The sequence below is a fragment of the Streptomyces sp. BA2 genome (assembly GCF_009769735.1).
Lineage (GTDB): Bacteria > Actinomycetota > Actinomycetes > Streptomycetales > Streptomycetaceae > Streptomyces.
This window is the reverse complement of record NZ_WSRO01000002.1, coordinates 117,046-132,133: the sequence shown is the minus strand read 5'-3', so window position 1 is coordinate 132,133 and position 15,088 is coordinate 117,046. Positions and strand designations below refer to the sequence as shown.

The 15,088-nt window shown below is 67.7% G+C and carries 14 protein-coding genes and 1 pseudogene; 8 read left to right on the top strand and 7 right to left on the bottom strand.

Features of this window, described 5'->3' with window-relative positions; genetic code table 11:
* Positions 1-684 precede the first annotated feature (684 nt).
* Both E5671_RS03180 and E5671_RS45260 read left to right on the top strand, forming a co-directional pair.
* The gene (locus E5671_RS03180) at positions 685-2,370 is read left to right on the top strand and encodes a membrane-associated oxidoreductase (protein WP_160502336.1); all 1,686 of its coding nucleotides are present in this window, start codon (positions 685-687) and stop codon (positions 2,368-2,370) included.
* Between the two features lie 190 nt (positions 2,371-2,560).
* Positions 2,561-2,791: a hypothetical protein gene (locus tag E5671_RS45260; protein ID WP_202122780.1), complete on the top strand. Its 231-nt coding sequence runs from the start codon at positions 2,561-2,563 to the stop codon at positions 2,789-2,791.
* Between the two features lie 36 nt (positions 2,792-2,827).
* Here E5671_RS45260 and E5671_RS03175 read toward each other — a convergent pair whose 3' ends face one another.
* Positions 2,828-3,112, bottom strand: coding sequence for a nuclear transport factor 2 family protein (locus E5671_RS03175; protein ID WP_202120999.1), 285 nt, complete (start codon positions 3,110-3,112; stop codon positions 2,828-2,830).
* Between the two features lie 185 nt (positions 3,113-3,297).
* Between E5671_RS03175 and E5671_RS03170 the strand changes: the two genes are divergently transcribed.
* Positions 3,298-4,257, top strand: a complete 960-nt coding sequence (locus E5671_RS03170; protein WP_237330072.1) for a LysR family transcriptional regulator — start codon at positions 3,298-3,300, stop codon at positions 4,255-4,257.
* Between the two features lie 182 nt (positions 4,258-4,439).
* Here the strand turns inward: E5671_RS03170 and E5671_RS03165 are convergent, their stop codons facing one another.
* Positions 4,440-4,835 (bottom strand): nuclear transport factor 2 family protein, encoded by a 396-nt coding sequence (locus E5671_RS03165; protein ID WP_160502335.1) that lies wholly within the window; start codon positions 4,833-4,835, stop codon positions 4,440-4,442.
* Between the two features lie 26 nt (positions 4,836-4,861).
* Between E5671_RS03165 and E5671_RS47690 the strand changes: the two are divergent.
* From E5671_RS47690 to E5671_RS45250, 3 genes and pseudogenes are all read left to right on the top strand, one after another.
* Positions 4,862-5,080, top strand: a pseudogene (locus tag E5671_RS47690) (TetR/AcrR family transcriptional regulator); the annotation flags it as partial.
* Positions 5,081-5,197: 117 nt separating this feature from the next.
* Entirely contained in the window at positions 5,198-5,491 is a 294-nt protein-coding gene (locus E5671_RS45945; RefSeq protein ID WP_237330071.1) for a hypothetical protein, read from the top strand.
* 276 nt (positions 5,492-5,767) lie between these two features.
* A complete protein-coding gene (locus tag E5671_RS45250; RefSeq protein ID WP_202122779.1) occupies positions 5,768-5,905 on the top strand; it encodes a hypothetical protein in 138 nt (45 codons plus the stop codon).
* Positions 5,906-5,992: 87 nt separating this feature from the next.
* Here the strand turns inward: E5671_RS45250 and E5671_RS03155 are convergent, their stop codons facing one another.
* A complete protein-coding gene (locus tag E5671_RS03155) occupies positions 5,993-7,033 on the bottom strand; it encodes a hypothetical protein (protein ID WP_160502334.1) in 1,041 nt (346 codons plus the stop codon).
* A 519-nt stretch (positions 7,034-7,552) separates the two neighbouring features.
* On the opposite strand from E5671_RS03155, the gene E5671_RS03150 reads away from it, so the two are divergent.
* The gene (locus E5671_RS03150; RefSeq protein ID WP_160502333.1) at positions 7,553-7,894 is read left to right on the top strand and encodes an SH3 domain-containing protein; all 342 of its coding nucleotides are present in this window, start codon (positions 7,553-7,555) and stop codon (positions 7,892-7,894) included.
* A 504-nt stretch (positions 7,895-8,398) separates the two neighbouring features.
* On the opposite strand, the gene E5671_RS03145 is transcribed toward E5671_RS03150, so the two are convergent.
* Together E5671_RS03145 and E5671_RS03140 are read right to left on the bottom strand one after the other, a co-directional pair.
* Positions 8,399-9,628, bottom strand: coding sequence for an IS110 family transposase (locus E5671_RS03145; protein ID WP_160502332.1), 1,230 nt, complete (start codon positions 9,626-9,628; stop codon positions 8,399-8,401).
* Positions 9,629-10,201: 573 nt separating this feature from the next.
* Positions 10,202-11,212, bottom strand: a complete 1,011-nt coding sequence (locus E5671_RS03140; protein ID WP_160502331.1) for a transposase — start codon at positions 11,210-11,212, stop codon at positions 10,202-10,204.
* 159 nt (positions 11,213-11,371) lie between these two features.
* Here E5671_RS03140 and E5671_RS03135 point away from each other — a divergent pair, with 159 nt between their 5' ends.
* Entirely contained in the window at positions 11,372-12,097 is a 726-nt protein-coding gene (locus tag E5671_RS03135) for a nucleotidyltransferase domain-containing protein (RefSeq protein ID WP_160502330.1), read from the top strand.
* 580 nt (positions 12,098-12,677) lie between these two features.
* Here E5671_RS03135 and E5671_RS03130 read toward each other — a convergent pair.
* Positions 12,678-12,785, bottom strand: coding sequence for a LacI family DNA-binding transcriptional regulator (locus E5671_RS03130; protein ID WP_160509954.1), 108 nt, complete (start codon positions 12,783-12,785; stop codon positions 12,678-12,680).
* 248 nt (positions 12,786-13,033) lie between these two features.
* Positions 13,034-15,088: a glycoside hydrolase family 6 protein gene (locus E5671_RS03125; protein ID WP_160509953.1), complete on the bottom strand. Its 2,055-nt coding sequence runs from the start codon at positions 15,086-15,088 to the stop codon at positions 13,034-13,036.

The window sequence follows — 15,088 nt, the reverse complement described above, 5'->3', positions numbered from 1 at the left end:
TCCACGGCACGCCGGATGGCGCCACCGATTAGGCGTCCTGTGACGGCGGTTCACCGGCGGTGGCTGCGTGACGAAGGGCCCGCATCGACCGGCCCGTGCGTCGCTCACCCGATGCCAGCGGTCACAACAGGGGGAACGTTGCCTGATGAGGCACTAGAGACGACAGTTCCAGCGGCGTCGGCGTCACCAGCAGTACTGGCCCCTCCTACCGCCCCTCCGGGTGAGGAGATCCTTGATCGGCCGTCAGGAGACTGCTGAGCGCCTCTGGTTCTCTGGGGGTGGCTGTCGGCCGCCGAACTGAGTGGGGTCGGGGACTGGAAACGGAGCGGAAGCCACCGCGCCAGTCCCCGACCCTAGAGCCCGTCCGTGAACTCGACGTGCGGGGGTCTGTGGGTGTGGTGATGGAGCTGTCCGGCCTATCGCTGGATGTATACCTCTCTCAACGGGCCGCCAAGGAGAACGAGGAGTTGCTCTGCCGCGGCCGCTGTCCCGTCGAAGTGCATCTGTCAGATGGCAAGCCGCTGACCTGATGGGGTGGCACGTTGCTTGAGAACACCGGGTCTCAGTGTTCGCAACTGACATGGCTCTCGTGGAATCGTGCTGGACGGACGGGACAGCTCTGTTGATCGTGGTGACCCCGTAGACCCGTTGACAAAGACCGACCCGCGTGGCCACAGTCGCGCGATGGAGATCGATGAGCTGACCCCGGCCGAGCTGCGAGTCTGGCAGGCGTTTCCGCGCGGGACCGAGGTCAACTTCCGTACGACCCCCGACGAGGAAGCCGTGGCCGGGAACACCTGGGGGCCCGAACGCACCGTGCGCGCAGCGGTGTTGCGCACCTTGCTGCTCAACGGGCCTCGCACGGCGGGCGAGACCGCCGTGCTCAAGGTGGCGGGAGCCCGGATCACGGGCCGGCTCGACCTCCAGTACGCGGCCGTCGACTGCCCCGTCCACCTGTGGGCCTGCTACTTCGAGGAAGAAGTCGACCTGTACGGCGCCCAGTTACGCCGCCTTAGCCTCGGCGTCTCCGTCCTGCCGTCGCTGCATGCCACGGCGCTCAGACTCGACGACTCACTGCGCTTGACGCTGTGCCGGGTGCGCGGCCCCGTACGCCTGGCCGGGGCGCGGATCACGGGGGCGCTCTTCCTGGACCGTGCCCGCATCGGCGAACCGGCTCAGGGGGCCGACGCGCCCCCCGCGCCGCTGCCCGACGACACCTCCGTCCCGCCCATGCCACCTGTCCCGAACCGGCGTCGCGAGGACGTCCTGCAGCTCAACGGCGCCGTGATCGAGGACCACCTCTCGGCACGCGGCCTGACCGTGCACGGCACGCTCCGTCTGTACGGCGCAAGCATCGCGGGCGCCCTCGACCTCGACGAAGCGCAGCTCAACTGCCCCGCGGGCGTGGCCCTGCGCGGCACTGGCCTGGCGGTTGGCTCCGACCTCAATGCCCGGTACCTGACGGCGAACGGCGAACTCTGCCTCAAGGGAGCGACGATCGCGGGCACGCTCGCACTCAGCGACTCGCGGCTCGACAACCCCACTGCCACCGCCCTGCATGCCTCGACGCTCAGCGTCGGCGCGGATCTGAACGCGATGCGGCTCGTCTCGAACGGCCGGATTAATCTGCGCGGCGCGCGCATACCAGGCCAGCTCAATTTTTCCTACGCAACGCTCGCCCGCCCGGATGGTGTCGCTCTGAGAGCCAGCAGCCTGGTCGCCGGTGAACTCTGGTTCCGCGAGGCCCGGCCCATCCAGGGCATGGTCTCACTGCGCCGCTCCCAACTGGATCTGCTCCACATCGCCCCGGAGACCTGGCCCGACGAGGTCCGGCTCGACGGCCTGACCTACACCACACTCGCCCCGCACGAGCCGGCCGAACGCCGGCTGGCGCTGCTGCGGCGGGACAGAGACGGCCACGTCCCGTTCTCGTACGAACAACTCACCGCCTCCTACCGCCGCATCGGCGACGACGACGCGGCCCGCACGGTCCAACTCGCCAAACAGCGTCGACACCGCGCAACTCTGTCGCCTTACGCCCGCCTGTGGGGCTACGTCCAGGACGCTACGGTCGGCTACGGCTTCCGCCCCGTCCGCGCGGCCTCCTGGCTGTTCTCACTCCTGCTGATCGGCACACTCGCCTACACGGCCGAGCGCCCCCGCGCCCTGAAACCGGACGAGGCCCCGACCTTCAACTCGCTCTTCTACACACTCGACCTTCTGCTGCCGATCATCGACTTCGGCCAGGAACATGCCTATACGCCGACCAGCACCGGACTCCAGTTGCTGGCCTACGCCCTGATCATCATGGGCTGGGTCCTCGCGACGACGATCGCGGCCGGCGTCACCCGCACGATCAGCCGCCAATGACGAGGAACGGCCGCGACTTACGCCGCGGCCAGCCGATCGGCCTTGGCCCTGGTTCGGGCGACCGCGGCGCGCTCTGTGGGCGGGCCGCCGAGGAAGTTCGGATCACCCGCAAGACGCTGCTGACGCTGCCCGCCCCGCAACCGCGGGCACCGAAGCTGCCAGACCACCGGCCTACCAGCAGATCACGGCGGTGTTCACTGCGGCCGATCATCCGCTGCGGGCGCGGCAGGTCTGCGAGGTGATGGACCTGACGGTCGCGCCCCACAACATCAACAACGTCCGTCTGCAGCTCAAACGGCTGACCGGCCGCGGGAGCCTGGCCGAGACCGAGCAAGGCTTGTTCACCCAGCCGCGGCCATGGCCGCCCGGCGACTTCGCGGCCAGCCTGCTTACCCCTCCCGAAAGAGCGAAACGAACATGAGCTCACGCACCGCCTCCCACACCGGGTAATGAAGCGTCAGCCCGCCCACATGGTGCTGTTCACGTGCGCGGTGTCGTGGTGTTCGTGGTATTTGCTGATCTTTCCGCCGCTGATCTCGAAGAGGAGGTGATAGTGGTTGCGGTAGTCTCGCGTGTTCTTCAGTTTCATGGTCGAGTACGCCTCCACGGCGACCCTGGGGCCTTGAATGGTCCATGCGGTGGGTGTGATGACCAGCGGGCCGTCCGTGATCGAGTCGAGCGGCTTGAGCATGGCGCGGAACTGGTCCTTGGTGACGTGACCGTCTCCCGGAGCCCCGCTCATCCACCAGGAGCTCCTCCAGCGGTTCCGTGTTGTCGGCCGCTCCCCACCGCCCCTTGGCGTAGAGGCTCAGGAAGTGTTCGACGATTGCCCTCTTCTGTGCGTCGTCCATCACGCAACTCCGGTTTCTGGTGGGTTGGTGGCCGGTGTGCGCGACCCAGCGTGCATGACCGCAGGTACGCGCACAAATGATGATTGAGAACCCCAGGTATGCATTCCAGGAATACCTCGGCTGTAGAGTGAAGGGCATGACGGATGTGACTCTCGTGGGACTGCGCGTGGTGCGCGAAGTCGCTGCGACGGGCTCCTTCAGCGAGGCAGCAGCTTCCCTCGGCTACACGCAATCGGCTGTATCCCGGCAGGTGAAAGTTGTCGAGTCCGCCGTGGGCGCGGCCCTTTTCGAGAGGAGAGCACGCGGGGTAACACCCACGGAGGCCGGCGTGGCATTCGCACGGCACGCGGCCGACGTGCTGTCGGGCCTCGACGCCGCCGTCCGTGAGGTCAGCGCGCTGCGTCAACACATCACGGGCTGTGTGACGATCGGCGCGATCCCGTCTGCGGCGGCAGCTCTGGTTCCGCGTGCTCTCGCGCAGCTGGCGGACGAACACCCCCATGTGACCGTCGGCTTCGTGGAGGATTCAACCCCCAGCCTTTTGCGGCAGCTACGTTCCAACCGTCTGGACATTGCCGTCGTGGGTGTATGCGCCGGGCCGCAGGAGCATGACCTCGACGGGCTGCGCCAGGAAACGCTCCTGGAAGACGATCTACGTGTCGCGCTGCCCCGGCATCACCCATTGGCCACCCGGCCCCTGGTGCGGGCCGACGAACTGCGCCACGACAGTTGGATCGTCGAGAACACTGCCGGTGACACCCCGTACTACGGTGCCTGGCCCACCCTCGTTCGGCCAACGGTCGCCCATCAGGCGCGCGAATGGTCCACGCGCCTGGGAATGGTGGCTGCCGGCCTGGGGGTCTGCCTGCTGCCGGGCATGGCGGTCTCCTCCGCTCCAGCCGGTGTGAGAATCGTCCGGGTCGAGGACCGCCACTGGCAGGGACGCGCGACCATCGCCGTGACCAACGAACAGCGCTCAGCGGAAGCCGACGCGGCTGTCGCAGCCCTCAGACAACAGGCGCCTGACCTGCATTGAGATTTTCCCAGCAGGACTGCAGGCGTGCCAACCGTGTTCGACGGGGGCACGCGCCAGGGCCCGGCTCGCACTGCAACCTGGCTAGGGCCTTTCGTTCGGATCTCCGAGGTGTCGCAGGTTCTGGTGTGCGGGCCTGCGCCGGATCTCACGTCTCCTCCCGCAGGGCGGTTTCAGCGGGTCGCTCAAATCGCCGAAATCTCCAATGGAATCATGTAGTCGCGGAATCGGGTTACGTAGCCGTCCCGGCGCGTGACGAACCAGATGTAACTCAGGTCGATCGGTGCTCCGTCTGCGGGGCGGTGATGACGGGCGACTGCCTCGACGATCAGATCGTCGCCGGTCTCGTAGGCTCGGACTTCCGTAAGAGAGCCGTAGCGAAGCCGGCCGCCGTCGAGCAGGCCACGCATGAAAGTGTCGATCTCCTCGCGGCTCGTCAGCCGCACCGGGCCGGTGGGGGTGAAGGGAATCTCGTAGAGCGCGTCCGGAGCGAAGATCGATGTGAAGCCGTCGAGGTCACCGGCCCACAGTGAGCCGAGTGCCCGAGAGAACCACGGGGGCAGGGTGGATGATGAGGCCATTGCGTCTCCAGTGAGGTGTTCGACCTGTGTGTCCTGAAGGGCCTAACACCATTACGGACCGACAGTCCGAAAATAAGAGGCCGAGGCGAGGTCGCCCTCCGACCTCGCCTGAGGTCGTACTCGCGGCCGCGGACGCCCTCTTCGCGCGAGCTGACGTCAGCAGCGTCTCCGTCGATGACATCGCAGCGGAGGCACAGGTCAGGAAAGGGACGATCTTCCGGCTCTTCGGCAGTCGCGACGGCCTGCTGGATGCGCTGTGGGCCACCAAAGCCCGAGACCTACGGGAACAGGTGGACAGCGGCCCCCCACCCCTTGGCCCCGGAGCGCCCGCGCGGGACCGAGCCGTCGCCTTCCTTGATGCGGTGCTCACATTCAAGCTCGACAACGGCAACCTGCTGAGAGCTCGTGAAGCCACAACGTCAGGACTGCTGCAAAGCGAGCAATACCGGTGGATGAGGGACCTGCTGGCGCGGACCGCGATGGAGGCCGTCCCCACCCTGACAGCCAAGGACGCCGAATACTTGGCGCACATCTTGCTGGCCGCCGTGCACATCGATCTTGTCGACGAACTACTGGCATCCGGACAGACGCCCTCCGCGATACGCCGCATCCAACGAGCGCACGTACTCGCCGTTTTGAGCAGCGAACTCAGCTAGGCAGTCTCGTTTGGACCAGCCGGCCGTTGGTCCCCGTGCTGATGGCCCAGGCCGACGCGGACGAGGAGCTCAACTGGGCCGTCGCGGCGGACTCCACGACCGTGCGTGCCCACCAGCACGCGGCGGGTGCCCGCAAGAAGGGCCCCGGCAAACGAATCCGGCGACCACGCCATCGGCCGCTCCCGCGGCGGACTGACCACGAAGATAGCTACTGGCGGCACTGCTGGGGGGCGGAGACTCTTCTCAACTCCGCCCCCGCGTCCTGCCGAGCGGTGCGTGAGCAAGTGGAAACAGTTCCGCGCGGCCGCCCATCGGTACGACAAGCGCGACTACATCTTCAACGGCACCCTCACTGACGGCGCGATTGTCATCTGGCTCCATGGCGCCGTCAAAGAGCCATCAGAAACGATCTAGGGGTACGTACGACGACGGAGGCGGGCCCGGGCGCGTGTCACACGCACGGGTCCGCCTCAGTCCTCGTCGTCGCTGCGCCCGTGTGGCTCAGTCTTCCGACATCGGATAAACCGTCTTGCCGGGCAGCTTCAGGTCGCTGCAGCCGTGGATGCGGCTCTGCTCGGTGGCGAACTTCAGGAGCAGGGGCCGTAGTTGGGCGCCCGTCACGTACCGGTCCGAGGGGTCGGTGGCCCGGGGGTCGCTGTACGCCTGGAAGTTGGCGGCCTCGCCGTCGCACAGGGCGGTGGCGCGCCCCAGGTCCTCGGCCATCAGCGGGCCCTGGGCACTGCGGTCGGAGGGGTAGTCGACGTTTGCGGCGAGCAGCGTCTCGAACGGCTCGTCGGTCCAGTCGCCGAACCAGCCGGAGAACTCGACCACCGGCGCCCCGCCCTTGCCCTTCGCAGGGTCGACCAGGGCGCAGCTGGTGATCGGCATGTCACCGGCCGAGCGTTCCGCGAGCTCCCAGGGCCTGCCCGACGGGTTCTTCGGCAGCCGGACATCGGCCAGCCAGCCGCACTCCTTCGTCCCCGCGGCCTGGGACAACGGGCGGCTCTCCAGCTCGGCCACGCGCTCGGGCAACGGCAGCCGCTTTGCCCCGCAACCGGACTTCTCCGAGGCCGCGTTGGCTGCGGAAGCGGCGATCCGCAGCAGAGCGGGACTGGGCTCGTCGCTGGTATTCGGACCAATAGCCCTGGTCAATAGCCGCTGCTTTCGGCCCAGTTCGTCACGCCCGAGCTTGGGGCACTCCTGCAGGATCACGGCACCGAACTGGTCCGCGAAGCCGGGGGTTCCGTCGGGGAACACATAGTTCGGCTCATCTGGAATGGTGAACGACATGTCGAGCTCGCGACCGATCCCGGCGCCACCCGACATCACATCGACGGAGAGGGCGCGGTTGTCGTCTTCCGTACTGATCACGCACTTCATGCCGCCCCCTTCGAGGGAGACTTCGTCGGTGTGCTTCTGGAGCCGCTCGTCCGGCAGCACGTCCGCGAGGTCGGCCGAGGCGAGCGTCCCGCCGCACATCCTGGCCGCGAACCACCAGTGCTGCCACAGGGGTTTGGCCGTGTCGACGGCGAAGCCGAGCACGACCGCGGCAACTACCGTCCAGGCCGCTACCTTGCCGAAACGTTTCCATGGTGAGGGGGTGCGAGGCGCACCTGTACTCGGTGCGCTCGGTGCGCCGGACGTGCTCGGCGCGTCGCCCTGCACAGGTGTCGGCCGAACATCGGCGTGCTCAGAACTCAACAGGACCCCCGTGATCGCACTCACCATGCGGATGGTGCACATAAGGCCGGAACGACATGATCGCTCGGCAGCCTAGACGAGCCGTCACCGCTCCCGACGACCGCACCCGGGCGCCCGATTCCCGCCCGCCCCGCCATAATCCGCGATCGCCGCAGGTGGTGGAGGTGCCGGTTCAACACCGCCGCAGGGGCTGGGCAGCGCATCTTCACCGATGGTCCACCGAACCGGCGCGGATCTTGTCGGCGTACAGGTCGATGCCGCACCTAGAATCGGTGGCCGACGGGGGATGCAAGCCGCCAACCAGCCGTGCATTCAATGCCGTTGAAAGTACGAGTAAGAGTTCAACCGAAACGGGGACGTATGAAGAAGTCCAAGTTCGCCAGCGCGCTCGCGGTGGGCGCGATGGTGGTGACGGGGGTCCTGGCGGGCGCGTCGAGCGCCTCTGCCGTGGGTTCCTCGGCCTGTACCGAGAACACCCCGAACACCAAAGTCGCGGTCACCGAGACGGTCCACTTCCGCACCGGTCCCGGGAAGAGCTACACGTCCAAGGGCCTTGTGGGCAAGGCGGAAAACAAGTTCTACCAGTACTGCGAGCGCGGCGACTGGGCCTACGGGAAGGTCCTCAAGGGGGCCCACAAGGGCAAGATGGGCTGGATCAACGAGTACTACATCGGCTGGCCGATGAACCCTCCCGGCAGCTGATCCGCGGGGCGCATGAGTTGTGAGCGTGAGACATGCTCCGACTCATGCGCCAGGGGTGCAATGCCATGGGGAAGCGTGCCGAATCGTCGGCGCGCACACCCCGCACAGGCAGCCAGGTAACGGGCCCACGCCCGCGCACGACGCTCGGCCGGGAAACCCCGGCCGAGCGTTTCGCATGAGCGGGCCCACAGCCCACACGAATCCAGCTACGGCAGGTTCCTGGCCATGACGATCCGCTGGACAGGTCCTAACTGCGCTTTCGCCCTGTGAGGTGTGTTTGATCCCGGGTCAGGTTCCGCGCCGCGGCAGTCCCTACAACCAGTGCGGTGGAGCCGACTGGTATAGCGGGCACGTCGGGTTCGGCGCGGTCGGGTACGGTGTGAGCATGGTGCCGGGGCTGGTGGTCTTCTCCCAGGGCTTGCGCCGGTCGGCGGCGAGTGGTGCGGCGAGGCGGAGCTGGGTGTGCGCGGCGATCACCAGCCAGACGCCTCACGAAGCTAAAAGTCAAGCCGCAGCGGCATGCGAGCGAGGGAACGCCGTCACTTCATCGAACAACTCGTGGTTCTTCAGGCAGTGATAGAGCTGGCCGAGGAGGCGGTTGAAGAGGTTACGGAGGGCGGATGCGTGCCAGTCTCCGTGCTCGTCGCGGCGTCGGCGGTAGTGCGCCTTGGCACCCGGAGAGCCGTTCGGGGCAGAGAAGGCCCAGAGATAGCCAGCGTGGTTGAGGCGGTCGTTCTTGATCCGTCGTCGGGTGATGCTGGACTTCTTGCCAGAGGCTCGGGTGATGGGCGAGGCGCCCGCGTAGGCCTTCAGCCCACGGGCATCGGCGAACCGGGCGTGGTCGTCTCCGATCTCGGCCAGCACCCGGGCGCCGAGCTGAGCTCCAAGACCGGGGAAGCTCAGGATCACTTCAGCGTCCGGGTGCTGAGGGAAAGCCTCTTCCACCGCCTTCGCGAGGTCATCCGCGGCGGTGCAGGCAGCTTCCAGCTGGCCGAGGAGGGCGAGCATCTGCTGGCCGAGGGCATCTTCGACGAGCGGGGGCTGGTGGGCCGAGTCGGCACGGAAAGCTTCGCGGAGCCGCTCGGCCTCGGTCTCGATGCCTCGTTTGCGGCCGGCCCGTTTGAGGGCCGCGCTGATCTGCGTGCGGCTCAGTCGTGCAGCACTGGCGGGGGTGGGGGCGAGTTTGAGGAGCTCGCGGGCCTCGGGGCGGCAGAGGCCGTTCGTCCAGGTGGCGAAGGCGTCCAAGACGGCGGGGTAGTACTCACGGAGCAGAGAACGGAGTTGGTTGGCCATCTGCTGGCGGTTCCAGGTCGCATCCTGCTGGGCGCGGGCGAGGACCGCGATAGCGCGGGCCAGGTCGCTGTCGTTGGGCAGGGGCCGGTGGGCATGCATGTCGGTCCGCAGCACATTAGCGAGGACGAGGGCGTCGCCGGGGTCGGACTTCTTGCGCGAGACGCTGTGCCGGTCACGGTATCGGGCCGCGGCCATAGGATTGATCGCGAAGACCTTCCGCTTGCCTTGCCGCAGGACCGCGACCAGCAGGCCGCGGGAGGTCTCGATCGCCACCGGGATCGGATCATCTTCAGTGTCGCCGTACTCGGCCAACAGATCCAGCAAGGTCTTGTAGCCAGCGGCGTCATCGGTGATGTGCCGCTTGGCCAGTAACTCGCCTGTGTCGTTGACCAGGGCGAAATCGTGCGTCCTTTCCGCCCAGTCAATTCCGCAGTAGATCAAGGTAATCCCCTCCCCATAGTGCAGGTTCTGCGCTGGTCACGAGCGCATACGGAGCCACGCGGCGACCTAATTCCAGGACTCAACCGCTGGGGTCGGTCCGACGCCTCACTAGCCGTGTTCGTGGCACCAGCGCACCTCACGGGCCTCGGTCTATTGCGGGAGCTCAGACAGCTCAGGCGTATCGAGAGGTCACCGTGCAGTGGGCTCGCCCCACCAACACCAACGAGTGATCAAGCGAGTAGGTATTGACGCTCTATAGGTGCCGAGCGTCGTCGCTCTGGCTAGAGGCATCGAGGCCAGGTCCAGCGGAGACGTCCGCTCGGCGCCCATAGAACATCACCGCCGACCGTGGTGGCTGTCGTGAAGGCGCCGGGCGCCGCCAATCTGTCCGGAGGCATCAACGGCCAGGCCGACCGGAGGCGTCTCGGCCCGGCGCCCACACGACCACCACCACTGAGCACTGGGGACCACGCGCCGCTCTAAGCGGAGGCTTCACGAGCCCGGCTCGTACAAGGCGTCACGGCTCTCAGTAGTCGAACACCCGGGGAGATCTACCCGATGTCCCTGGGGTCCTTACGAAGGAATTAGGTCCAGCGGTCTGCGGCCTGTGGGTCGCGTAATCGTGGTCGGGTCCAGCCGAGGGACTGCTTGAACAGGCGGAAGGTATGTTCCAGGTCGAATCTGCGCAGTTAGCAGGACCAGGTGAAGTCGACGTCGTCCGAGGTGGCGCCGGTGGCGGAGGACCACAGCCACACCGGTGGTGCGTCGCGGTCGCCGGGCAGGTGGTCGACCTTGAGCCGGATCAGCGTGCCCTCGATGACGGGCAGTTCGCTGTCGTGGCCGATCCACGCGGACCGCTGCTGCAGCTTGGGGTGGAGCCGGTCCCAGGCGCGGGCTTCGGCCTTGCCGTAGCGGGAGGTGTCGTTGAGGGTCGTCTTGGACGGCTCGGGCCACGACTCGGGCCTGGCGAGGCTGAACTCCTTGCCGTGCTTGGGCGGCCGGCCGCCCGCCCTGGGGGTATGCCGCGGCGTACTCCTTGATCGTGGGCTTCGGCAGCCGCAGGACGCGGTCCGAGCGCAGGCGTCCGACGAGTTCGACGGGAAGGTCGCGCAGTACCCAGGCCAGGCGCATCACGTCGTAGCCCGCGTCCATCACGATCAGGATGTTCCGGTCGCTGCGCTGCCACTGACCGGCCGCGATCAGCCGCTCGACCACGTGCCGGAGCTGGTCGGCGGGGACGGCCGCGGCGTCGTCGGCCGGCCCCAGCCGGACCGCGTCCAGGACCTGCGTCCACGATGTGCGGTCCGGGGTGAGCGCGGCGACGAACGAGTACGGCCAGCCCGGGATGATCTGCGCGGCCTCACGAGAACGTCCGTGGACGTGGCAAAAGAGCCGCTCCGGTGAGCAGGCCGCGTCCGAGCGCAGCCACCGGGAGACATCCACGGTGAGCACGGTTGGGCCGCGAACGTCCCCCGCCGGTGGCTTGTCCCCGGGCTTCGACCCGGTGAGCACATCTCCGCGGTTGTCCTCGCGCGCCGTCTCATGGCTCGCCGGATCCCTATCCGCAGACCCGCACGACCGCATTGATCGAACTCGCCCAGGATCTGCCGCCCGCCGTCCTCGCGCCCATGCTCGGCCTGCATGTCATCACCGCGCAGCAATAGCGCCACCGCGCGGCCAACGACTGGACCGCCTATATCGAAGCCCGGCTGACAGATCCGCATGCTGGCAAGATGAGCGCCCATGAATGATCAAGAAGCCGTCGAAGCACACGCTCTTCGTGTGGTCACCGAGCTCTATCCCCATGCCCTTGGCGCCATACTCGGAGGCTCCGCCGCTCAGGGGCGCGCCACCGCGACCAGCGATCTGGATGTGGCCGTGCTCCTTCCCGACTCGGACGTCAGCCGGCGGGAAGTGATCCGTCACCAGGGCCGCATCATCGAGCTGTTCCTCAACACCCTGGCGGACATACCGGAGTTCTTCGCCTGGGACCGAGCCCGGCGCCGCGGGACCGTCCTGTTCATCTACGACCAGGGTCTGCCCCTAACAGACCCGCACGGACATGTAGCCCATGCGTGCCAGCTGGCCCGGGATGTCCTCGCCTCAGGGCCTCCGCCCCTCAGCACAGCCGAGTGGACATACGGCCGCTACGTTCTGACCTGCTTCCTGGACGACCTGACCCACACCCCACCCGACAACCGGTACGAACAGCTATCCCTCGCCGACCAAGTGCTGCGCCAGGCAGCAGACCTGCTCACCGCCTACCACGGCGGCTGGACAGGTATCGGCAAATGGCTTCCCCGCCGACTGCTCAGTGCAGACCCGGACCTGGGCAAAGCACTGCTGGACGGGCACCAGGCCGTAGCCGAGCACGCCGACCCCCGACTGTTGGCCACTGCAGTGAATCAGGTGCTCGGCCTGCTCGGCGGACCACTGCTGGAGGGCTTCTCCCATCCCTGGCGAGCCTGAGTTGCTCCTGATACGCCCCAGGAGAAGTCGTACCCGGCCTCCACCCGGACCGTACCTGCAACCATCACCGTCGTGGCGGCCATAGAGACGGGTGCACCGTCCGGGGTCTGCCAGAACGTGAAGTGCCTGTCCGCGTAGCGCGAGCCGGCCTAGGAGCCGATGTCCACGGCGGGGATCTCTCCGACTGTGTCGACGAACTCAGCTACCCATCGGACGAGTTGCTCATGCTCCTGATCGCCCACAGCGCGACTGGTGCCCTCCGGAAGCGGCTCAGGCGGGGTGATGGTGCCGAGACGGTAGAGACGGATCCGTTGGCTGAGTGTCGGCACCGCGCCTGTACGCCGCTGCCATGCCTCGGCGAAAGCGAAAGCGAAAGCGGTAACGGTAGCGGCGCCGTGGTCCGCGCTGACGCCGGGGACGGGGGCGGCCAAGGTCAGCCAGGCGAGCGGCGAGTAGGTCGGCCTGCTCGCGAGTGGCGGACGTGAGACTCAGGGGACCGGACGGAGTGCGCTGGTAGAAGGCGGCGCAGATCTCGCCCCCGAGCTCCAGCCGGCCGAATACAGGGACACCGGTGCCGCGCTCAGCCGCCCTCCCAGGTTTCGCCAGACACCCCTGGTCGGCCATTGAGCACCCGCGACACCGTGGGCACCGATACGCCCACCAACTCGGCGATATGCGCGATCTTCACCGACGTCGGCCCGCCACCCCGCGCGACCTTCCCGCGGTCCACCGAGGCTCCCCCATGACTGCCCGCCACGACTGCACCCCCGCTCCGGACGAACGGACCGCATGCGTGGTCGTACACCACCCACCCGCTCGACACCGCCTGCGAGCCGTCATTCTGGCACTGGAAAAAGCAACATGGGGAGTAGGGCGCCCCCGGGGCGGAAGGGCACCGGGGACGCGTCGTGCCGTACGTGCCTCAGGCCTTGCGGGTTACGGGGCGGTGCCCCACAGGAGTTGGCCGCCGGAGTAGACGCCGATCTTCGGTGCGTCCGTGTATGCACTTGCGGTGCCGTGGCTGTAGTCGTCGGCTTCGTTGAGGTTCGACCAGTCGGCCCGGTGCAGCCGCAGTTGGATGTCGCCGGTCGAGGCGCCCGCGGCGAGTGTGCCGTCGGTGACGTTGACCTTCAGGTAGCGGTTGGCGCCGGTCGTCGTGCCGTTCGTCGACACCGAGTGGGTGAGGCTGGAGCAGCCGATCTGCGCCCAGTCGCACCAGGTGGTGTACGAGGAGGCCGAGTCGTCGAACCAGTAGCGGATCTCGACGTCCTTCAGGCTTTGCGCACTGCTGCCGGTGTTGACCACCTGCAGGTTCATCCCGATGGCGTTGTCCGTGACGCTCGTATCGCTCGTCTTGTACTGCACCTTCAGGTTGCCGGTGCCCGTCCCACCCCCCGAAGTCGTCGTGCCGGCGACCTGGGCGGACTGGGCCGAGGCGTTCCCGGCGGCGTCCCGTGCCCGCACCTTGTACTGGTAGGTGGTGGAGGCGGTCAGAGCGCTGTCGGTGTACGTCGTGCCGCCGGTGGAGCCGACGAGGGTCCCGTTGCGGTACACGTCGTACGACGCGACGCCCACGTTGTCCGTCGAGGCGGTCCAGGACAGTGACACCGACGACGAGGTGGCGCCCGTCGTCTTCAGGCCCGCCGGGACGCTCGGCGCCTCGGTGTCGGGGCCCGGGTCGCCACCGCCGTTCAGCGGCGGGTAGGCGTTGGTCAGCAGCATCTGGAACTGTGCGGAGAACCAGCGGCCGGCCAGCGGGGCGTTGGCCATGGCACCGGTCGGATTGTTGCCGTTGCGTGCGTTGCCCTCATAGGTCGGGTCGCACATCCGGTCGAAGCCCTTGCCCTCGTCGTTGTCGATGGGCTGGCTGTTGCCGTCCGACTCGCCCGGGGGCTTGGCCCACACGTACGCGTCGATGCCCGGCTCGGGCGCGGTCCGCGGGCGTTCGCCGACTCCGGCTCCCTGCTGGTTGCACCAGTTGCCGGTGTGGATGCGGCGGTCCACCTTGCCGCCGTCGACGTAGGCGTCGACGGAGGTCTGCGGGCCAGGTCCTGTGGGTCGTGCGGTGCCGCCCCAGCCGTTGCGGGCGGTGTCGATGAGCATGCCGAGGCCGGGGTTGAAGCCGCCGCGGCTGACCAGGCGGTCGCGCAGCGCCTGGGCGAAGGACAGCTCGTCGACGTAGTAATTCCAGTCGACCCACTTGGCCTGGCGCACGGTGGTGCCGTTCACCGAGTCGGTGACCTTGAAGTTCGGCTCCTTCAGCGCACCGTAGTTGGCGGTGTTGACGATGAAGCCGGCGACGTCGTCGACCGTCGCGCCCTCGGAGGTGGCGGCCTTCTTGAACTCGTCCACCGCCGGGTCGAAGTTGGTGTCCCAGCCCAGCCAGCCGTGGTGTCCCGCGTCGATGTAGTTGTAGACGTTGGGGATGTCGCCGAGCTTGTTCAGCGCGTAGCCGACGCCCTTCTGGTACGACCCCAGCTCCTTCACGTGCCGGCAGGCCTCCGTGGCGCCGGCCGCGCTGCCCGCGTTGGTGACCATGTTGGGCAGCGAGTCCGGCTCGATCAGCGCGGAGATCCGCAGTTCCGCGTACTTCGGGTCGGCGAGGATCGCCGCGATCGGGTCGATGTACTCCGACTTGTACCGGCCGAGCTCCTCCGCCTTAAGCTCGCCGTTGGAGGCGAGCGCGGAGCAGTCGCGGCCCGGCAGGTCGTAGATGACGACCTGGAAGAGCGTGGCGCCCTGCGTCAGCGCGGTGTCGAGGTGGGCGCGCAGGCCACGGCCGTTGGAGGTGCCGGTGATCGCGGCGATCCGGTCCATCCAGACGAAGCTGGGCTCGTCGGCGATGGCGGAGCCGCCGGGCTCGGCCTTCGCCTTGGCGGACCAGTCGGGGTTGACGTACGGCTTGGCGCCCACGTACGGGTTGTCGACGCGGGCCGCCGCGGCCGCCGAGGCCGGTGCGGTAGGCAGCGCGACGCTGAGCGCGGCGCCCAT